This window comes from Acinetobacter brisouisimilis (assembly GCF_000368265.1).
Classification (GTDB): domain Bacteria; phylum Pseudomonadota; class Gammaproteobacteria; order Pseudomonadales; family Moraxellaceae; genus Acinetobacter.
In genome coordinates this window covers 1,602,581-1,622,918 of record NZ_KB851219.1, presented here as the reverse complement: position 1 = coordinate 1,622,918, position 20,338 = coordinate 1,602,581, and the positions used below count along the sequence as shown (strand labels likewise).

The 20,338-nt window shown below is 41.3% G+C and carries 15 protein-coding genes, 1 tRNA gene and 1 pseudogene; 3 read left to right on the top strand and 14 right to left on the bottom strand.

All coding sequences use genetic code 11. The features are described 5' to 3' along the window. Positions 1-28: 28 nt before the first annotated feature. From argG to F975_RS11420, 4 genes and pseudogenes are all read right to left on the bottom strand, one after another. On the bottom strand, positions 29-1,372 hold the full coding sequence (argG, locus tag F975_RS11435; RefSeq protein ID WP_004753451.1) for an argininosuccinate synthase: 1,344 nt from the start codon (positions 1,370-1,372) through the stop codon (positions 29-31). Between the two features lie 250 nt (positions 1,373-1,622). Continuing rightward, positions 1,623-2,678, bottom strand: coding sequence for an aromatic ring-hydroxylating dioxygenase subunit alpha (locus F975_RS11430; RefSeq protein ID WP_034426341.1), 1,056 nt, complete (start codon positions 2,676-2,678; stop codon positions 1,623-1,625). A gap of 27 nt (positions 2,679-2,705) precedes the next feature. Further along, positions 2,706-3,680, bottom strand: coding sequence for a PDR/VanB family oxidoreductase (locus F975_RS11425; protein WP_004753448.1), 975 nt, complete (start codon positions 3,678-3,680; stop codon positions 2,706-2,708). 33 nt (positions 3,681-3,713) lie between these two features. Continuing rightward, positions 3,714-4,052 (bottom strand): annotated as a pseudogene (locus tag F975_RS11420) (aromatic ring-hydroxylating dioxygenase subunit alpha); the annotation flags it as partial. Positions 4,053-4,343: 291 nt separating this feature from the next. On the opposite strand from F975_RS11420, the gene F975_RS11415 reads away from it, so the two are divergent. Continuing rightward, positions 4,344-4,433: transfer RNA gene (locus tag F975_RS11415), tRNA-Ser, on the top strand. Positions 4,434-4,646: 213 nt separating this feature from the next. Here the strand turns inward: F975_RS11415 and F975_RS11410 are convergent. After that, positions 4,647-5,309 (bottom strand): cupin domain-containing protein, encoded by a 663-nt coding sequence (locus tag F975_RS11410; RefSeq protein ID WP_004753443.1) that lies wholly within the window; start codon positions 5,307-5,309, stop codon positions 4,647-4,649. Between the two features lie 219 nt (positions 5,310-5,528). Here F975_RS11410 and F975_RS11405 point away from each other — a divergent pair, with 219 nt between their 5' ends. Both F975_RS11405 and epmA read left to right on the top strand, forming a co-directional pair. After that, positions 5,529-6,596 (top strand): 4-phosphoerythronate dehydrogenase, encoded by a 1,068-nt coding sequence (locus F975_RS11405; RefSeq protein ID WP_004753441.1) that lies wholly within the window; start codon positions 5,529-5,531, stop codon positions 6,594-6,596. Beyond that, positions 6,593-7,567 (top strand): EF-P lysine aminoacylase EpmA, encoded by a 975-nt coding sequence (gene epmA / locus F975_RS11400; RefSeq protein ID WP_004753439.1) that lies wholly within the window; start codon positions 6,593-6,595, stop codon positions 7,565-7,567. The genes F975_RS11405 and epmA overlap by 4 nt, the downstream gene beginning before the upstream one ends. Positions 7,568-7,585: 18 nt before the next feature. On the opposite strand, the gene F975_RS11395 is transcribed toward epmA, so the two are convergent. From F975_RS11395 to fabR, 9 genes are all read right to left on the bottom strand, one after another. Further along, positions 7,586-8,830 carry a multifunctional CCA addition/repair protein gene (locus F975_RS11395; protein WP_004753438.1) on the bottom strand — a complete coding sequence of 415 codons (1,245 nt, stop codon included), beginning with the start codon at positions 8,828-8,830 and terminating at the stop codon, positions 7,586-7,588. Between the two features lie 80 nt (positions 8,831-8,910). Next, positions 8,911-11,184, bottom strand: a complete 2,274-nt coding sequence (locus F975_RS11390) for an NADP-dependent malic enzyme (RefSeq protein ID WP_004753436.1) — start codon at positions 11,182-11,184, stop codon at positions 8,911-8,913. 147 nt (positions 11,185-11,331) lie between these two features. Then, on the bottom strand, positions 11,332-13,716 hold the full coding sequence (locus tag F975_RS11385; RefSeq protein ID WP_228127438.1) for a bifunctional diguanylate cyclase/phosphodiesterase: 2,385 nt from the start codon (positions 13,714-13,716) through the stop codon (positions 11,332-11,334). Between the two features lie 563 nt (positions 13,717-14,279). Then, positions 14,280-14,993, bottom strand: coding sequence for a 16S rRNA (uracil(1498)-N(3))-methyltransferase (locus tag F975_RS11380; RefSeq protein ID WP_004753432.1), 714 nt, complete (start codon positions 14,991-14,993; stop codon positions 14,280-14,282). 22 nt (positions 14,994-15,015) lie between these two features. Further along, on the bottom strand, positions 15,016-15,852 hold the full coding sequence (gene metF / locus F975_RS11375) for a methylenetetrahydrofolate reductase [NAD(P)H] (RefSeq protein WP_004753430.1): 837 nt from the start codon (positions 15,850-15,852) through the stop codon (positions 15,016-15,018). A gap of 163 nt (positions 15,853-16,015) precedes the next feature. Next, positions 16,016-17,398, bottom strand: coding sequence for an adenosylhomocysteinase (gene ahcY, locus F975_RS11370; protein WP_004753429.1), 1,383 nt, complete (start codon positions 17,396-17,398; stop codon positions 16,016-16,018). Between the two features lie 537 nt (positions 17,399-17,935). After that, positions 17,936-18,325, bottom strand: a complete 390-nt coding sequence (locus F975_RS11365; RefSeq protein ID WP_004753426.1) for a carboxymuconolactone decarboxylase family protein — start codon at positions 18,323-18,325, stop codon at positions 17,936-17,938. A 153-nt stretch (positions 18,326-18,478) separates the two neighbouring features. Next, positions 18,479-19,495: an AI-2E family transporter gene (locus F975_RS11360; RefSeq protein WP_004753424.1), complete on the bottom strand. Its 1,017-nt coding sequence runs from the start codon at positions 19,493-19,495 to the stop codon at positions 18,479-18,481. Between the two features lie 149 nt (positions 19,496-19,644). Continuing rightward, entirely contained in the window at positions 19,645-20,319 is a 675-nt protein-coding gene (gene fabR / locus F975_RS11355; RefSeq protein WP_155757317.1) for an HTH-type transcriptional repressor FabR, read from the bottom strand. Positions 20,320-20,338: the final 19 nt, after the last annotated feature.

Here is a 20,338-nt window from a genome sequence, read left to right as displayed (position 1 = left end):
TGGCTTTTTTGACTAAAAATAAAATCAATTATTTGCTTTTATTTTCAAGTTGAGGAACTGCTGAACCTTGTCCAAGAGACAACAAGCCAGTTTCAGTATATAAACCTAATTTGGCACGTGTGTCAGTAATGTCGAGGTTACGCATAGTCAACTGACCGATACGATCCATTGGCGTGAACATTGAGTTACCTTTCTCCATAGTTAAACGCTCAGCTTCATAAGTGAGGTTTGGAGATTCAGTGTTCATGATGGTGTAGTCATTACCACGACGAAGTTCGATGGTCACAGTACCTGTAATTGCTTTTGCGACCCAACGCTGTGCAGTTTCACGAAGCATAAGCGCTTGAGAATCGAACCAGCGACCTTGGTACAATAAACGACCCAAACGTAAACCGTTAATGCGGTATTGTTCGATGGTATCTTCGTTGTGAATACCAGTGACTAAACGCTCGTAAGCCGTGTGAAGAAGTGCCATCCCCGGAGCTTCATAGATACCGCGAGATTTTGCTTCAATGATACGGTTTTCGATTTGATCCGACATGCCTAGACCATGACGACCACCGATACGGTTCGCTTCAAGGATCAATTCAACCGGATTTTCAAAGCGCTGACCATTAAGTGCAACAGGCATACCTTCTTCAAAAGTTACAGAAACTTCTTCAGGTTTGATTTGAACTTCTTCTTTCCAGAACGCAACGCCCATAATCGGGTCTACGATTTTGATGCCTGCATTGAGGTATTCAAGATCTTTGGCTTCGTGAGTTGCACCCAACATGTTTGAGTCAGTCGAGTAAGCTTTTTCTTTTGACATTTTGTAGTCAAAGCCGTTGTCGATCAGGAATTGTGACATTTCTGCACGACCGCCCAACTCATCGATAAATTGTTGGTCTAACCAAGGTTTATAGATTTTAAGGTTAGGGTTAGTCAACAAACCATAACGGTAGAAACGTTCAATGTCGTTACCTTTATAAGTTGAGCCGTCACCCCAGATGTTCACATCATCTTCTTTCATGGCAGTGACAAGCATGGTACCTGTTACTGCACGACCGAGTGGTGTAGTGTTGAAGTAAGGAATACCACCAGTGCTGATATGGAACGCGCCACATTGAATTGCCGCGATACCTTCAAGCGCAAGTTGCATACGGCAATCAATCAAGCGTGCTTTTACAGCGCCGTATTGTTCTGCTTTTTTCGGAATGGCATCGTAGTCATCTTCATCAGGCTGACCCAAGTTTGCAGTATAAGCATAAGGTTCAGCGCCTTTTTGTTTCATCCACAATAAAGCTGCTGAAGTGTCTAAACCACCAGAAAAGGCAATACCAACTTTTTTGCCTACTGGTACATGCTGCAAGATCGTTGCATTATCAGTCATTGCTAGTCCTAACTTATGAATAGGTGCCGCGAATTGGGCTACCCTGAAAATTTGTAAACATTTTATTGTAGCACTTTTCACCACAGATGTTTTTGCTAAAAATACCGATGAAAGCAGATTTCATGCAGCAGTTTTGACTAAAAATAGGGTTAAAGAACAGCTCAAATAAAGTTTGCCGAAAAATTGCGAACTTGAAAAGTAAAAATCCGTGACAGGACACGGATTTTGCGGCAAAACAGTACAGATCGAATTAGACGGTATAGCGTTTGCTTAATCCCCAGTCTGCCAAAATACGCCGATAAGTGGCCGATGAGCGATCAGCTTCAAAGTGGGCTTCCATGCTCAAATCAAGCGGTAGTTCTTCAGGTTTTTGCGATTCGATCATGTCCTGATCTTCGGAAAAAATCTGCGCATTAAAGTCATAGACCGCTTGCAAGTCGCCTGTGGTATCAAAGTCGCGGGTCAATGGTACAAACAAACGGGTTTTATTGTGAGATACAGGACAGCAGGCATTTAAGATTTTTAATACGCCTTCGTTCGGAAAATCAATGGTTAATATCGCTGAAAATGGCGGATAGACGTCAAAGGTGCGTTTCCATAAAAAATCATCAGGCGCGAGGTGTTGCAAACCATGTGGATAGTTGCTGACATTGCTGATGTACTCGGTGTGTAGACCGTAATCCGTTTTTACTGTTGAATATTTGGGCACAACAGGATTGTCACGACTGGCAAAGGCGTTGTGGTGTACCCAAGCAAAATGTGCCACGTCAATAAAACCTTCTAGTTGCCGACCACTGGAACCTGCAATATCGACAAAGGGTGGCAAAATCGCCTGATGTCCAGGTTGATCCCACGTGTCGAGCACAGGAAAATTGGCTTTGCTTTCGTCTCGACTGAGCAGACTCGTCCAAATCAGCCCATATTTTTCTACCACTGGAAAACTGGTCAGTGAAAAGCGATCTGAAATTTTGGTTAGATCAGGCTGTGCAGGAATTAGTGTGCATTTACCTTCGCTGTTGTAGCGCAAACCATGATACGGGCAAATAATTTCTTCACCTTCCACCCAGCCTTTGGTGAGTGGGACACCACGATGCGGGCAAATGTCGCGAACTAACCGAATCTGCCCAGTTTCGGTTTTATACAAAGCCAATTTGACATCAAGTAGCGTGACTTGCTGTGGGGAAGTGCTGACATCTTCAATGCGGGCCACAGGATACCAGTGCTGTGCCAAAATATCCCAATCGTTGCTGTCAAATTGGCTGTAGCAGGGTTTGTCGAGCAGTTGCGTGACTGGAATGGCATTCATAGAGCCCCCTAATTTTTCAATCATTGTTTATAGATCCAGCTCAAGCACTGGGCTTTTGGCTCGTGAACAACATAAGGCAATGTATTGTTCGCTAGAATTTTTTTCACTGTCGCTTTGTACGCTATCTCGGTGGTCGACTTCGCCCGCCACTACGCGGGTCAGGCAAGCACCACACATGCCCATTTCGCACGATAAAGGAATATTGATTCGATTTTTAAGCAAAACATGAGCGATACTTTGGTGCTCAGGCACATGAAAAATTTGTCCTGAACGTTGTAGTTTAATTTGGAAGCCTGTATTTGTGGCTGTATCGAATGGTGATGTTGGCACTTGTATTGGGTGAAAAGCCTCTAAGTGAATCTGTTCAGCTTGCCACCCCAACTCTAAGGCATAGTGCTGATAGTCCTGCATAAAACTGTGTGGACCACAAAAATATAAGCGTGTATTGGGTTGGGGTTGTTGCAAGCTTGGAGGATGTTGCTCGCGTAGGCTTTCACCGAGTGAACTGTATAACACGTGAATCTTGCCAAACTTAAAACCTTGTCGCCAACGGTGAATAAATGCGAGGTGTAGTGGCGTTTTCACACAATAATACAGTTCAAAAAATTTACCTTGAGCTTCAAGTTGTTCTGCCATGGCTAAAATCGGGGTAATGCCAATCCCTGCTGCAATCAGCAAATATTGTTCCGCGGCTTTGAGAGAAAATTGATTACAAGGCGGCGAAATTTCAATATATTGTCCAACGCGTAAATTTTCATGAATATATTGCGAGCCACCGCGAGAAAGCTGTTCTTTTTTTACACAAATCACATAGTGTTCTCGCTGGGTGGGACTACCAGTCAGAGAATATTGCCGAGTCAGATGATTGGGTAAATAGATATTAATATGCGCACCTGCTTGCCATTCAGGTAAGTTTAAAGGCTGAACAGGCATCAATGTGATTGCCAGATTGCCTTCCCCTTGGCGAGAAATACTGTCGACGACGACTTTTAATTTGTCCATGGGCTTGTCCTTTTTATTGTACCTATCTAGAAGCTAGCAAGATTTAAACCAAAAAGAACTCGCCAAAACCGACTTTTTTAAACAGCGCCGAAACATTACCGAACTGCGATCTGCGGGAATATGCGCTTCTAGACTCAAATCTAGCGGTAAACGTTCAGGTTTTTGGTTTTCGACCATCAAGCGATTTTCTTCAAAGATTTTCAGGTTGTAGTCAATGATGGCCTGTTTATCATCCGCAAGGTCAAAATTTTTGACTAAAGGTGCAAACAGGCGAGTTTTTCGGGATGAAATAGGGCAGGCTGTATTCATAATCACCATTTTTCCACCATTGCGAAAATGAATGGTCAAGGTGGCGGTAAAGGAGATATGTAACTATTTATGTTATGCAGCAACTTATGAAAAACATGCAACAGGTAGATTTTGACTCTATCTAAGTCATGCCACTGTGTAAAATAGCCTGCTGATGCGTTTAACCTACATCATGATGATCTGGTTTTTTATCTCAAAATAGGGAAAATCCTGCTGATAATTTATACAAATTACTTTTAAAATAAAACAGATAGCCTAAATAAGAATATTTTTGACGAAATAATATGCGTTTGATTGGACTGGATTAAAATTTTCCTTGAAATCAAAGATGAGTCTTTGTATTCTTACGCACATGGAAGCGTGGCAGAGCGGTTTAATGCACCGGTCTTGAAAACCGACGAGGGTGTGAGTCCTCCGTGAGTTCGAATCTCACCGCTTCCGCCAAATTCGAAAAGCCCTTGCAGAGATGCAGGGGCTTTTTTATTTCATATATTCTCGAATAATAAATATAATAGAAGTTGGTATATTGTTGATATTAATAGAAATTAATAACCCGTTGTGAATAGGGTGAAATAATGTGAGTAGGTGATTTAAAACTTACCAAAATAAAAAATTCAGTCTCAGAAGTTCATATAAAATTCTGAGACTACGCTGATATTAGTCAATATTAGTTATATTTTTCATGGTTTTCAGGTAAAGCTTCACTTGAGTTTTTGCTGTTATTTGCCAATGATTTGAATTTTTAGCCAATCGAATCCAGCTACCCGTTGGGAATGCCTGATGATTGATGTCTACTGTGCCATCTAGAATTAAGATTTCAGTGAATTGATCTGATTCAATGTGTAAAAGGTCGTTCATAGGAATTTGGCGCAGTTCTACTTTTTCATTTTCATTTTGAAAAAGGGGACAAATTCTTTGACCATTTTCAGTATGCCAAGCTTCAATCAGATTTGTATTGACACGAATAGTTTGATCATCATCGCTGCTCATTTGGCGTAATTTGACGAAAATTACAGCGCCATCGTGACTAAAGGGTTGGTGAGATGTTCCATCGGGATTACGTAAATACCATCCTGCTGGGTAGTCATGACCTTGCTCGGAAAAAGTGCCATCAAGTACAAGGATTTCTTCGCCATTTGGGTGGTTATGAGGTGGAAAAATAGAAGATGGTGCATAACGAACAATACTTGTTGCTCTTGCTTTTTCTGCGCCAATCCGATCAAGCATGACTCGGTCAACACCTTTTTGTGGCGAAGGAATCCATTCATATTGTTCAGGTGTCATCATGACTGATTGAGAGAAATCAGCGTTAATCAACATAACTAATCCTTTGTCCAAGTTTTACAGGACATGCATAAATAAATTTCGAAATTTTAAGGATATGCTAACTGAATGTCTTGCCATGTGCTGGTATTTTGCTGCTATAAAAATAGAAATGAAAAGGCAATCATGCTAGCAAACTAAATTATCATGGATGAACATAGCCTAACGCCCACAGGAACGTTATCATGAAGCTATCTTAAATTGTGGTGATCATGCATGAACATTGTTGCAGATGAAAATCTGGCATTTACAGACTATTTCTTTGCCGATCTGGCAGATATTCAGCATCATGCAGGGCGAACCCTGACACAGCAAGATCTTATAAAAACCCAAGCACTGCTTGTACGTTCTGTGACTCAAGTCAATGCCGCATTACTTCAGGGCACGCCTGTCGAATTTGTAGCGAGTGCTACGATTGGTACAGACCATCTCGATATTTCTTATTTAGAACAACAAGGTATTACCTGGGCAAATGCTGCAGGTTGCAATGCACAGGCAGTCGCTGAATACGTAATTACGGCACTGTTAAAACTCAAACCTGAACTGATTGATGCCGCAGACAGTTTTTGTTTAGGAATTGTTGGATTGGGCAATGTCGGCACACGTCTGGCAGCCATGGCCAAATTGCTCGGCTGGAAAGTCTTGGGCTGCGACCCATTGGTACAGCGTGAGCAGATTGAACAGGTCGATTTAAATACATTACTGCAACATGCCAATGCTGTTTCTTTGCATGTGCCAATGGTGAAAACAGGGCAACACCCAACTTACCACCTCATCAATGCAGAGCGTTTGGCACAGCTTGCACCTGAGACGATTTTAATCAACAGCTCTCGCGGTGCTGTGATTGCCGAGCAAGATCTCATGGCAGACATTCGCCAAACGCAGCGTAAAGTAGTGCTCGATGTGTTTGAGCATGAACCGATGATTTCACAAGAACTACTCGACTTGGTGACTTTGGTTACGCCGCATATCGCAGGGTATAGCCTTGAAGGTAAGGCACGTGGTACACAAATGATTTACGAGGCATTTTGTAAAAAATATCAACTTGCGATCAATAAAGACTTTCGTAGTCAGTTGCCTGCTTGCGAGCCATTTTTCCAGGGGAAGGACTTAAAACAGGCTTTAGTAAAGCACCTATCAGAAATTTATGATATTCAACAGGATGATGCCAACTTGTGTGCCTGCGTGGTCGATGGCTGGGTACATCAACCTGCGTTTGATGCTTTACGTAAAAATTATCCATTGCGCCGTGAATGGGCTGCGCATGGAGGGCCACAGGCATGAGTCAGACCTTCCAACCGACATGTGATGTTCAAGCTCTCAAAGCCCGCGCCAAAATGTATCAACGCATACGTCAGTTTTTTGCTGAGCGAGATGTATTGGAAGTTGAAACGCCTGTATTGTCGCAGGCAGGTGTGACCGATGTGCATTTGGCTTCTGTGCCTGCATTACGCCATGTCAATGGTCAGCAGCAAACCCACTATTTACAGACTTCACCTGAATTTTCCATGAAGCGGTTGCTAGCAAGCGGTAGCGGTGCGATTTTCCAGATCTGTAAGGTGTTTCGCGATGATGAACATGGGCGCAAGCACAACAGTGAATTTACCATGCTGGAATGGTATCGCCCTGCATTTAGCCTGACTGATTTAATGCATGAAACTTCTTCATTGTTGAATGTGTGTCTGGCAGAGCGTTTTTCTGAATTACGCCCGATGGTGCTGAGTTACAAACATGCTTTTCAGGATCGTCTAGACATTAATCCGTTACAAGCTACATTACAGCAGCTTAAAGACACCGCACGTCGTGTCGGACTGAATCTGGATTTGGGCGATGATCGACTTGTCTATATGGACTTACTGTTTTCCCATATGGTCGAGCCAAGTTTAGGTTTCGATACACCTGTATTTTTAACCGATTTCCCACCTGAAATGGCATCACTGGCGAAAGTTAAAACTGATGGCGATGGTGAACAGGTTGCCGCACGTTTTGAGGTGTATATTGAAGGTTTGGAACTGGCAAATGCTTATGATGAGCTGGTCGATGCCGAGGTATTGCGTCAGCGTTTTGTGGCAGACAATGCCGAACGTGCAGCGCAGGGGTTAACGGTCATGCCAATCGATGAACATTTGTTAGCTGCTTTACCGCACATGCCAGAATGTTCAGGTATTGCGTTGGGAATCGACCGTTTATTGATGATTGCTCAAAATAAATTGAAGCTTGAGCAGGTGATTACCTTTCCTGCCGAGATTGCTTAAGTATTAGAAAAACAGCCATCAAAAAGATGGCTGTTGTTGTTTCATATGTTCATGTTTTAACTGTGCCAATGCATCTATACGACGTTGAATCAGCATTTCACCAATATCAGCGCCTGTAATGTGAGCAGGCAAGTCTTGTGCTTTAATATTTCGCACGCATTCAATTGCTGCATGTAAATAGTCTGCTTGCGGGTAAGGACGCAGTTCTAAGCCTAAACGTCCACGTGCATCACATTCACATGCTTGTATAAATGCCTCAACGCGCTCAGGGCGACGTAAAACATCAAGCCGTTGTAGTAAACGCCATAGTGTTCCTGGTTTTAAGGTAAATGCCTGATGGCATTTTAAATGTTCTTTGCAAACTACAATCGCCAATTGCTTGGTACTGGCTGGCACTTTGAGTCGGTCACACAGTTCGGTGACAGGCTCAACTCCGCGCTGTTCATGCAAGATATGCCGCGGTAAAACATCTTCTGGCGTTAATGCTTTACCCAAATCATGTACCAGTACAGCAAAACGGACATCTAGGCTATAGTTGGCTTGGCAGGCTTGTTGCAAAGACATTAGTGTATGAATACCACAGTCAATTTCTGGATGGTATTCAGCACGTTGTGGAATGCCAAACAAGGCATCAATTTCAGGAAACAGGATTTTTAATGCACCACAATCCCGCAAAACTTGAAAATACACATCTGCATGTTTTTCCATTAAAGCGCGCGATGTTTCTTTCCACACTCGTTCTTCAGTCAAGCAACTTAACTCGCCAGATTTGGCTAAATGCGTCATCAGTGCCAAAGTTTCATCGGCAATTTTAAAACCATATTCGGTATAGCGTGCAGCAAAACGCGCTACGCGAAGCACACGGAGCGGGTCTTCGCTAAAAGCATCAGAAACATGACGTAGTACTTTATTTTCAAGATCTTGCTGGCCACCATACGGGTCATAGATGTTGCCTTGAATATCTTGTGCAATGGCATTGATGGTCAGGTCACGTCGAATTAAATCATCTTCGAGGTTAATCTCTGGTGAAGTGAAAAATTCAAATCCATGATAACCATGTCCTTGCTTACGCTCAGTACGAGCAAGTGCATATTCATCTTTGGTGTCAGGATGCAAGAAAACAGGGAAGTCCTTCCCAACAGGTTGGAAGCCTTGTGCGATGAGTTGTTCGGGTGTCGCACCCACCACTACATAATCTTTCTCGTGATAGGGGTGCCCAAGTAACTGATCTCGGACAGCACCACCTACTAAATAAATTTGCATGAAAAAACCTCTATTCTTAAAGCAATCATGCAACAGAATAGAGGTTTGTACAAGTCTAAGCTTTGGGCTTAAAAATGTGTTTAAGCGTGTTGATCTTGCTGAATTTCAGCGACTGTTAACGCAGTCATGTTCACCAAACGACGAGTCGTTGTTGTTGGTGTTAAAATGTGAACTGGTTTTGCAGCACCAAGCAAAATTGGACCAATCGTTACATTGTTACCTGAAGTAGATTTCAACAGGTTAAATGAAATATTAGCTGCATCTAGGTTTGGCATAATTAACAAGTTTGCAGAACCCTTGAAGCGTGAGTTCGGGAATGCAAAATGACGAATATTTTCATCAAGTGCTGCATCACCATGCATTTCACCTTCAACGGCAAGGTCTGGTGCTTGTTCAGCAAGTAGGCGATACACTTCACGCATTTTCTGCGCGCTTGGATCATCTTGGTTGCTACCAAAACTTGAGTGTGAAAGTAACGCAATACGTGGTTCAATACCGAAACGACGAACTTCAGCAGCAGCCAAAATTGTCATGTCAGCCAACTGTTCAGCTGTTGGATTGGTATTGACATAGGTATCAGCAATAAACAGGTTGCGATCTTCGAGCATTAAGGCATTTAGCGTAAAGAAGTTGTTCATACCTTCTTTTAAACCAATCACATTGCGCACGAAGTCCAAGTGAATGTCATAGCTACTATACGTACCACAAAGCATACCGTCTGCTTGACCAAATTTCACCAGCATTGCTGCGATCAGTGTTGAGCGACGACGTGCTTCACGTTGAGCATACTCAATCGTTACGCCTTTACGTTGCATGCTATTGTAATAGTCTTTCCAGAACTCTTCGTATAATGGGTTTTGCTCTTGATCAACGATTTCAATGTTTTCACCGTTTTCTAGACGCAAGCCCAACTGTTGAATGTTCGCTTCAATAACTTTGGTTCGACCAACCAAGATTGGGAATGCCAAACCTTCATCCACGACCACTTGTACTGCACGTAATACGCGAAGATCTTCACCTTCAGCATAAGCAATACGTTTTGGTGCGCTTTTCGCTTGTGCAAAAATTGGTTTCATTACAAATGCTGAGTTATAAACAAACTCAGACAACTGTTGACGGTAAGTTGCGAAGTTTTCGATTGGACGAGTGGCAACACCAGAGTCCATTGCTGCTTGCGCAACTGCAGGGGCAATTTCCAAAATTAGGCGTTGATCGAGTGGACGAGGAATCAGGTAGTCACGACCAAAAGCTGCTGATTTTTCACCATAAGTTGAGGCATCGGCTTCAACGTGTGCCATACGGGCAATCGCATGTACACAGGCAATTTTCATTTCTTCATTAATAGTGGTTGCACCAACATCAAGCGCACCACGGAAGATATATGGGAAACAAAGTGCATTATTGACTTGGTTTGGATAGTCAGAACGGCCTGTTGCCATAATGACATCTGAACGTACCTCATGAGCATGTTCAGGTAAAATTTCTGGATCTGGGTTTGCCAAAGCAAAAATAATCGGGTTTTTAGCCATCTTCTTCACCATATCTTTGGTGAGAATACCTGCTGCAGAAAGGCCAAGGAACATGTCTGCACCTTCCATGACTTCATGTAACTGAGTCTGTGGAATATCTTGTACATAATGTTTTTTAGAGTCGTCTAGACCTTCACGTGATGTGGTTAATAGACCACGAGAGTCGGCAACAGTAATGTTTTCTTTACGTGCGCCTAATGCACAAAGTAAATTTAAACAAGAAAGTGCGGCTGCACCTGCACCTGAAGCAATAATTTTGATTTCTTCAATTTTCTTGCCTGTTAATTTCAATGCATTGAGTGCTGCTGCACCAACAATAATACTGGTACCGTGCTGATCGTCATGGAACACTGGAATGTTCATGCGTTCACGCAATTTTTTCTCAATGTAGAAACATTCTGGTGCCTTGATGTCTTCGAGGTTAATACCGCCGAATGTCGGTTCAAGTGCTGCCACGATATCGACAATTTTGTCTGGATCGTTTTCGGCAATTTCAATGTCAAAAACATCTACACCAGCAAATTTCTTAAACAGGACACCTTTACCTTCCATCACAGGTTTTGAAGCAAGTGGGCCAATATTACCTAGACCAAGAACGGCGGTACCGTTACTGACCACGGCAACGAGGTTACCACGTGCTGTATATTTAGCTGCTGTTGAAGGGTCACGCGCGATTTCTAAACATGGCGCCGCAACGCCAGGTGAGTAAGCAAGGGCTAAGTCGCGTTGGTTAACCAGTTGTTTGCTTGGCGTAACACTGATTTTACCTGGGCGTGGAAATTCATGATAATTTAAAGCTTGCTGTTTTAGTGTTTGGTCGTCCATTTGCATCTCATTTACAACAGTTAATCCAGTAACTTAACGGTCCTGGCACAAAAAAAAATCTAATTGACTATATCATTTGTTTTTGTTTTCGCACAGTTACAACCAGCGAAAAATTCCTATGTTAATGATGTTCGCTATAAATTTTAGTTATGATGGTGTGAATTTGCTGTGAAAAGTCTGTAAATACTGGCTGGCATCAGCTTTATTGAGTGGTTTGGCATAATAAAAGCCTTGCGCAATGTCACATTGTTTTTCACGTAAGAAATCAAGTTGTTCTTGGGTTTCAATTCCCTCAGCCACAATTTTTAGATCCATGGCTTTACCCATTGCAATAATCGCATTGATAATCGCATTGTGACGTTTCATATGCATATTTTGCACAAAGCTTTTATCAATCTTTAAGACATCAAATGGAAACTCGGTTAAGTATGCCATTGATGAATAGCCAGTCCCAAAATCGTCTAAAGACAGTTGAATATGACGCTGCTTAAGTTGATGTAAAAGATTATGAATATATTCACTATTTTCAATCAATGAAGCTTCAGTAATTTCAAACTCAACATATTTACCTGCTACCTGATAACGGTTCAGTGCCGTATCAAGATGTTCTACGAGCTGCCCGCGATACAACTGTTGAGCATCAATATTGATCGAGAGAAAAACCTCAGGTAATCCTTGATCTTGCCATTCACGCAGTTGAGCAACCGCAGTAAATAAAACATATTCGCCAATATCAGAAATCAAACTGGTTTGCTGTGCTGCAGGTAAAAATTGGGTTGGATGCAATAAGCCTTTTTCTGGGTGATTCCAACGAATCAGTGTTTCAAAGCCTACGATTTGATCATTGTGAATATAGATTTTGGGTTGAAAATAAACTTCGAGTTCTTGATTTCGTAGTGCTTGGCGTAATTCATTTTCCAGATTCACATCTTTTTCATATAGGCTGTCATGTGACTTGGTGTAATACTGAATTGTATTGCCACCTAAGCGGCGCGCATGATTCAGTGCTTGTTGGGCACAGTTATTCAGCTGCTCAAACTGACTCGCATGTTCAGGATAAATCGCCACGCCAATTGATAACGTAATAATTAGTTCTTGTTCTGCAATTTTAACTGCCTGATGAAAATACTGACGAATCTGCTCACAGATGGTTTGGATACTCGGTTGAACATGATTGAGCTCATACACGATGACAAAATCATCACGGCTCAAATAGGCAACCATTAACGCATTTGGATTAGATAGGCGTAGGCGCTGAGCCACGAGTTTGAGCAATTCAGATGTATTTTGGTTGCCTAGAAATTCATAAAGTGCGGTAAAACGATCAATAGACAGACGAATAATGGCAAGCTGATGAATGCTGTCGCTATTGGTAATTAAAAATTGATAGATCTTATAGTTGTAATAAAAGCGGTTGGGTAGATTGGTGACAATGTCGTAATTTTCCAGATAGGAAACGCGTCGCTCTTGTTGTTTGATCTTGGTCAGATCTGAAAAAATACCGACATAGTTGACAATCCGCTGTTTATTATCTCGAATCGCATTTAGGCGTAAACGTAGACTTAACTCTTTTCCTGAAATAAATTTTTCTTCAAATTCACCATCAAATTCAGCATTTTTAAGCAGTTGCTCCGTAATCGAATAATGAAAACTACGTTGTCGTGGGCGATAGTTATCAGTAATTTCAAACAGTTGCTTGCCAAGGACTTGTTCGATCGTTAAATTGGACAGGGTAAAGAAATAAGGATTGGCTTCTACATAGCGTAATTGTTCATCCAGCATCACAATTCCTGTTTCCACATGCGTCATAATATTGGCCGCTTGCTGAATTCGATCATGGTCTTGTTTTTGGCGATCAATATTTTGGAAAATTCCGATCATGACCATAGGTTTTGAGGTTGCTGGATTGTATTGAATGATTTTACCTCGGTTGATCACCCACACCCATTTATCATTTTCATCTTTAACACGATATTCACACTCAAAAATTTCAGTTTCATGATTAAAGTGCTGATGTAGTTTTTCGATGCATAAGGGAATATCTTCAGGATGTAAGGCTTGGGTGAGATCTTTTTCGAGTGAACGGAATTCTAGTTTTTTAACATGGGTATTATTGATTTCAAATGTACCCTTTATCAGGTTCCATTCCCATGTGTGCACTGAAGCAATCGAATTGGCCATTTCAATCGTTTGTTTTTGTTTTTCTAAAGTGTGTGTACGCTCATGAATGGTTTGCTCAAGGCTTTGGGAATATTCTTGGAGTTGGTTTTTAATATTTTTTGAGTGTTGCATTTCCTGTTGTAATTCATTGCAAACACGTTGTGAATATTGCACTTGCTGCTCTGCATTGCGAATCAATTGCTCATTACGTATAAATAATTTTGCCAGTTTCCGATGCATGCGATTGAGAGCGAAAGCACTAACACAAATGACTGCCAAAATAAAATCAAAAGCAAAATAAAATAACTGGTTAAAAACCTGCTGGTTGCTCGGTTGCAGGAGCAAAATTGGCGCAATGGCAGGGATGGACACCAAGAAAAAATAAGATAAACGTTGTGTTAGATAGATGAGGCAGAAAATTAGGCAACTCAGGATTAAGCTTAAAGATAAATATAATGTGTCATAAAATAGAATTGAGTCATAATTGCTGGGGAAGTAAATATGTAGTAAATAGACCCCAACTCCAATGGAACAACCTGTTCCTGCGCTAATGAGTTTATTGCTTAAATCTATGGTGCTTATGTGAAGATTTTTTTTTCTCACAAATTTATGTAAGAATACAAAGCAAGGAATAAAAAATAGACTACTACAGAGCGCCCAAATGCTGATGTAATAAGCTTTATCTAGATATCTCAAATAAAAATTTAAAAAAATAAAATTACAGACAATAAAGGTACTTACCAGCAAATAACGTAGATAATGTGCAGATTTTTTAATCTGACTCGATGCGATTTCTTTAGAAAAATCATTATTTTGAATAAATGGCATTCGAAGTCCGTTTTCATCAACGAAATAGCAAGTAATCGTACTAACATAGTATTGTTTAAGACAAATGTATATGACTGAGTACGATAGAAATGTGATTTCCTTATGTGCTATAAAATATAATTCAATATGGCTAAAGCGACAACGGGCGCGGTTTCGGTACGCAAGACACGCTCGCCAATACACCAGTTTTTAAAACCTGCAACATTGGCTTGGGTAATTTCATCCTGACTGAGACCACCTTCAGGGCCAATCAATAGCGCAAGATCAGGTGTAGCCTCTTTAGCGATATCAAAAGCGTCGGTATCGGGTGCAAGTACGAGCTTGGTGGCAGGCAGGGAATGGCTAAACCATTCTTGTAATGAAATGGGTGCAAGCACTTCAGGTACAATATTTAAACCACACTGTTCGCATGCTGCAATTGCAATGGCTTGCCAGTGATCGATTTTTTTCTGATCACGGTCATATTTCAGGCGCATTTCACAGCGTTCGCTGGTAAGAAGTTGAATTTTGTGTACGCCCAGTTCAGTCGCTTTTTGAATCGCATAATCCATGCGATCCCCTTTGCTCATCACTTGCCCGAGAACCACCTGAAAATTAGGTGCGCGGTTGGCTGGTTCAAAAGACACAACCTGAATAAAGGCATTCTTTTTATTAATTTCAGTGAGTTCAACCAAATACTCGCCACCTTGCCCATTAAACAAGATGGCTTGATCGTTTAATTTTGCACGCAGAACGCGAACCCAATGATGAAACACCACTTCAGTCAACTCAATAGACTGACCCACTGTTAATGATGCTTCAATAAAAAAACGATTACTCATAGGGCTCGTGACCTGTTACAAATTAAGCGAGTCCAAGATCCGTCACAAGCTGACGATTTGGCTGGATATGGTTCATGGTATAAAAATGCAGGCTTGGTGCACCACCAGCAATCAGACGTTCACAAAGCTTGACGACAACTTCGTGACCAAATTCCTGAATACTCTTGCTGTCATCACCATAAGCTTGAAGCTGCTTGCGAATCCAGCGTGGAATTTCTGCGCCTGTTCCATCAGCAAAGCGAATCAGGTTGCTGGCATTGGTAATTGGCATGATGCCTGGTGCAACTGGAATATGCACACCCAGTTTGGCAATACGTTCGATAAAATAGAAGTATGCATCTGGATTAAAGAAAAACTGGGTAATCGCTGCATTGGCACCCGCATGCACTTTTTCTGCAAAGCGTTGAATGTCTTGGTCAAAACTTTCAGCTTGCGGATGCATTTCAGGATATGCTGCCACTTCAATTTTAAAGTGATCGCCAGAATGTTCACGAATAAAACGAACTAAGTCTTGTGCATAAGGTAGTTCGCCTAAACCCACCTGACCTGATGGTAAGTCACCACGCAATGCCACAATACGGTCAATACCTTGAGATTTATATAAATCTAAAAGTTCAGCAATACGGGCTTTGTCATCACCAATACATGACAAGTGCGGTGCTACAGGTGTGCCTTTACCGTTAAAGTCACTGATAGCAGCAAGAGTGCGTTCACGAGTCGAACCACCTGCACCATAAGTGATAGAGAAAAATTCTGGATTTAGTTGCTGTAAGTCTTGATGTACAGCACGAAGTTTTTCGGCACCAGCATCAGTTTTTGGTGGGAAAAATTCAAAGGAGATCGGTACGCGTTTAGTCATTTCAAATCCTTTTTATCAATACTGTTCTTGAATATTGATCCTCATCCTAACCATCTCCCTATACAAACAATGAAGCGTGGCTTTTATTGTTTGTGCAGGAGAAGACCTACCTCAATCAAGGAAGTGCCTCTCCTAAACGGAGAGGTTAGGAGAGGTCTAAAACTTAGTATTTGTAAGTGTCAGATTTGAATGGACCTTCAACAGGTACACCGAGGTAATCTGCCTGTACTTGAGTCAATTGAGTCAATACGCCACCAAAACCTGCAACCATCGCTGCGGCAACTTCTTCATCCAGTTTTTTCGGAAGAAGTTCAACACGGATGTGTGCTGGTTTTTCTGCTGCAGGAAGATCAGCAAATTTTTCAGCAAATAAATGCATTTGAGCCAAAACCTGATTGGCAAAAGAACCATCCATCACACGTGATGGGTGACCTGTTGCATTACCAAGGTTGACTAGACGACCTTCAGATAACAAGATGAGGTAATCATTTTCATTTTCTGAACGATATACTTGGTGTACTTGAGGTTTTACTTCAACCCACTTGTAACCGCGTAAGTAGTTGGTGTCGATTTCAGTATCAAAGTGACCGATGTTACAGACTACAGAACCCGCTTTTAAGGTATCTAACATTGCTGAATCACAAACGTGGTAGTTACCAGTCGTTGTTACGATCAAGTCAGTGTTTTCAAGCAAATCAAGGTTGATGTCTTCTTTTTTACCTGTTTGTACGCCATTTTTGTATGGAGAAACGACTTCGTAGCCGTCCATGCAGGCTTGCATTGCACAAATTGGGTCAACTTCAGTCACGCGAACGATCATGCCTTCTTGACGTAAAGATTGAGCTGAACCTTTACCCACGTCACCATAACCAATCACCAATGCACGGCGACCAGAAAGTAACATGTCTGTACCACGTTTGATCGCGTCATTTAACGAGTGGCGGCAACCGTATTTGTTGTCGTTTTTAGACTTGGTGACAGAGTCGTTGACGTTGATTGCAGGAACTTTCAAAGTACCGTCACGGAACATTTCGTGAAGACGTTGTACACCTGTTGTAGTTTCTTCAGTGATCCCGTGGATACGCTCAAGAAGCTCTGGGTATTTGTCATGAACAAGTGAAGTCAAGTCACCGCCATCGTCCAAGATCATGTTGGCATCCCAAGGTGTGCCATTGACATTGATTTGTTGCTCTAAGCACCAGTTGTATTCTTCTTCAGTTTCGCCTTTCCAAGCAAAAACAGGAATACCGCGGGCAGCGATTGCAGCAGCAGCATGGTCTTGAGTCGAGAAAATGTTACATGAAGTCCAACGAACTTCTGCACCCAATTCAACCAGAGTTTCAATCAAAACAGCAGTTTGAATGGTCATGTGGATACAGCCAAGAATTTTGGCACCTGCAAGTGGTTTTGCAGCAGCATAGCGTTTACGCAAGCCGATCAAGGCTGGCATTTCAGCTTCAGCAAGTTTGATTTCTTTACGACCGTAGTCAGCAAGATTGATATCGGCAACTTTATAATCAGTAAATGAAGCATTAACCGCGTTCATCACGATCTCCTTTTTAATAAAACAATTGTTGATCATTCAGTTCGCGGATGCCGTTGTTGGCTAAATTGAACATTTAACCGATCGTCGAGCCTGGCGATTTTACATTTTGTGCCTGTAAAACGTCGCAGCATCCCTCGACTAGCGAAGTATTGTACTTGGATTCTAAAAGTGTTCCAAGTTGAAATTGCTTAATATCTGATTGGTAAATCTTAAAAACACTTCAAAATCGTAATTCGTTTATTAGTAAGTTTAAATTTTGAAAATACACGTATCGCAGGATATAACACAGCAAGCAAAACTTGCCCAGAATCAATAAAATCAGGTTTCTGAAACCTGTACTGCATAAATACACGATGAACGCAATTGAAAAAGATCAACTCAACGCCGTTAAAAGCTACTGAGCAACACTTTGTTCCTCAGTAGCACAGTGACCTGTTATTTATGTGCAAGTGAAGATATTCGGTTTTGTTCATCAAGCAATTTTGCCTCTACTTATAAAATAGGAGACATAAAACAAGATGATCAATCATGAAGAATTTATGATTGAGTTGCTTGGTACTCTTGAATCACTTCAAGCACAGCACGAAAAGCTTCTTGAGCAGCGGGCGCGCCACAGTATGGCAAGCTGTGTAATAAGGTTTCCTGAATTTCTGCAACACTACAACCGTTATTCAGCGCGCCACGCACATGGCCTTTCAGTTCGGTTGGAGATTTTTGTGCAACCAACATGGCGATGGTAATCAAAGAACGGTATTTGCGCGGCAAAACTCCTTCGCGTTGCCATGTTGAACCCCAAGCATGTTCATTAATCCAGTCCTGTAAAGGTTGGGTAAATGCAACGGTATTGTCTTGAGCGCGTTTGACAAATGCTTCGCCCATCACTTCCGTACGAACTTTTAAGCCATTTTCATAATCTTGCTGTGCCATGTTGTTTGACCTGTAAGCTGAGTAAAATCTCACCTTACACCGAAAATTAACATCAATATATTAGGCTTGAGTCCATTAAGAAGCGGGCTTGATTGTGACTGACTGCCCAACTTTTCTAGGGCAGTTCATCAGGAGTTTTTTATTGTGATGTGATTAGATTAATTTGGCATCATTCATTTCAAGCTTGATATAGGCATAGAAAATTGGCGCGGCAATCAGCCCACCAAAACCAAAAATAGCTTCAAAAATCAGCATGGCAAGCAGTACTTCCCAAGCATGCGCATTAATTTTGCTTCCTACAATTTTGGCATTAATAAAATATTCAAGCTTATGAATCAGGATTAAATACATTAAAGCCGCAGCAGCGACAGGTAGTGAAATGGTTAAACCTGAAATAATAATCAGGCTATTGGAAATTAAATTGCCTGCAATCGGAATCAATCCAAAAATAAAGGTCAAAATAGTTAGGGTTTTAGCAAAAGGAAGATGCACACCACATAATGGCAGTGCAATAAATACAAAAACAATAAACAGGGCAGTGTTAATTAGAGAGATCTGAATTTGGGCAAAAACGACATTTCTAAATGACAATCCCAGTTTTTCAATACGTAGCATCAGCGCTGTTTTAAATATAGGCTGGGCTTCTTTATAGCTAAAAGAATGAATAGAAACTAAGATCCCGATAATTAAGCCAATCACCATAGTGGCAAAATTATGTAAAATATCTGAACCTGTATGCCTTAAAACAGAAACGTTATCTTTAAGCAAAATAAAAATATGATTTTTTAAATCGGTCACGCTGTTTGGAATATAAATGGAGATATATTTTGAAACTTCTTGTTGTAATAAAATCAAGGTTTGGTCAATTTTTTCACTAAACGCAGTCAGTCCAGGTCCTTGTAAATCATAAATCACGAAACTGACCAGACTGGTAATCAGGAAGCTAATTAAGGAAACAATTACAATACTCAGTACAATGCTGATAATTAATTTTGCGCGATGACTATCAATATAACGATCAATCACCTTGCTTAAACTATGAATAATTTCATAGATCAGGAAGCCGGCAAAAAAACTTGGCAGGAGATGTAAAGGAATAATCGCCACAAGAGATAATATAATAAGAATATAGCTTGCCAGAATGCTTTGTCTGTCGCTCAAGATATTCATGCTGGTTTGACCCGATATTTAGCAAAAGAAGTGCCATAGGAAATGCAATGAGGCTGCACAGAATTGTATTAATCCTAGACAAAGGTCATTCTAACTGCTTCGGAAATACTTAGAAATAAAAAAATACGCTTTATCTGAATCAAAAATGTTTAGCCAATTTTCGATTCATTTAAGCGGCGTGCACCTTCAAGAATCATCCGAATCATGATCATGGTCTGCTGTGCTACGACATTACGTTCATTTACAGGTAAATCGATGACTTTTGCACCCATATTAAATACCAGCTGGGTAATGGCTTTTGCTGCTAAATCTGGATGAAACAGTCGGTTCTGGTTCAAACGCTCTAAACGAATCAGGTCTTCTTGTAATTCTTGCTGAAAAAAGCTGAGTTGTTGCTCCACCGCACGTTTATAGGAAATTGAACCTGTATAGCCCTCGCGCAGCAATAAACTCAGGTTACCGTCATCGGTGTCGAGTTGCTGTAAAAAAACTTCAACCGAAGTGCGAATAATGCTTTCTTGCTTAGAGGCTTTAAGGCGTGCTTCACGAATAATCTTACGTAGCACCACCCCAGCACGATTAATCAGTTCAATTGCAAGCTCATCTATGTCTTTAAAATGCCGATAAAAACTGTTGGGTGCAATGCCTGCTTCACGGGCGACTTCGCGTAAACTCAAAGATGAAATACTTTTTTCTGGGCCGATTAAATTTAAGGTCGCCTGAAATAACTCTTCTTTAGTAATCGTGGCTTTACGACCAGCACTACGCGCAGGTGTTTTGACTTGAGCAGGTGTAGTGTCAAGCAATGAGTGATCAGTTGGCATAGCAGTTATCGATAAAGGG

Bases quoted from the DNA above. Each gene is read 5' to 3' on its own strand.
- epmA (WP_004753439.1), top strand. From the start codon at position 6,593: ATGAGTCAGACCTTCCAACCGACATGTGATGTTCAAGCTCTCAAAGCC.
- F975_RS11380 (WP_004753432.1), bottom strand. From the start codon at position 14,993: ATGAGTAATCGTTTTTTTATTGAAGCATCATTAACAGTGGGTCAGTCT.
- argG (WP_004753451.1), bottom strand. From the start codon at position 1,372: ATGACTGATAATGCAACGATCTTGCAGCATGTACCAGTAGGCAAAAAA.
- F975_RS11395 (WP_004753438.1), bottom strand. From the start codon at position 8,830: ATGCAAATTTATTTAGTAGGTGGTGCTGTCCGAGATCAGTTACTTGGG.
- ahcY (WP_004753429.1), bottom strand. From the start codon at position 17,398: ATGAACGCGGTTAATGCTTCATTTACTGATTATAAAGTTGCCGATATC.
- F975_RS11390 (WP_004753436.1), bottom strand. From the start codon at position 11,184: ATGGACGACCAAACACTAAAACAGCAAGCTTTAAATTATCATGAATTT.
- F975_RS11430 (WP_034426341.1), bottom strand. From the start codon at position 2,678: ATGAATGCCATTCCAGTCACGCAACTGCTCGACAAACCCTGCTACAGC.
- fabR (WP_155757317.1), bottom strand. From the start codon at position 20,319: ATGCCAACTGATCACTCATTGCTTGACACTACACCTGCTCAAGTCAAA.
- F975_RS11365 (WP_004753426.1), bottom strand. From the start codon at position 18,325: ATGGCACAGCAAGATTATGAAAATGGCTTAAAAGTTCGTACGGAAGTG.
- F975_RS11405 (WP_004753441.1), top strand. From the start codon at position 5,529: ATGAACATTGTTGCAGATGAAAATCTGGCATTTACAGACTATTTCTTT.
- F975_RS11410 (WP_004753443.1), bottom strand. From the start codon at position 5,309: ATGTTGATTAACGCTGATTTCTCTCAATCAGTCATGATGACACCTGAA.
- F975_RS11425 (WP_004753448.1), bottom strand. From the start codon at position 3,680: ATGGACAAATTAAAAGTCGTCGTCGACAGTATTTCTCGCCAAGGGGAA.
- metF (WP_004753430.1), bottom strand. From the start codon at position 15,852: ATGACTAAACGCGTACCGATCTCCTTTGAATTTTTCCCACCAAAAACT.
- F975_RS11360 (WP_004753424.1), bottom strand. From the start codon at position 19,495: ATGAATATCTTGAGCGACAGACAAAGCATTCTGGCAAGCTATATTCTT.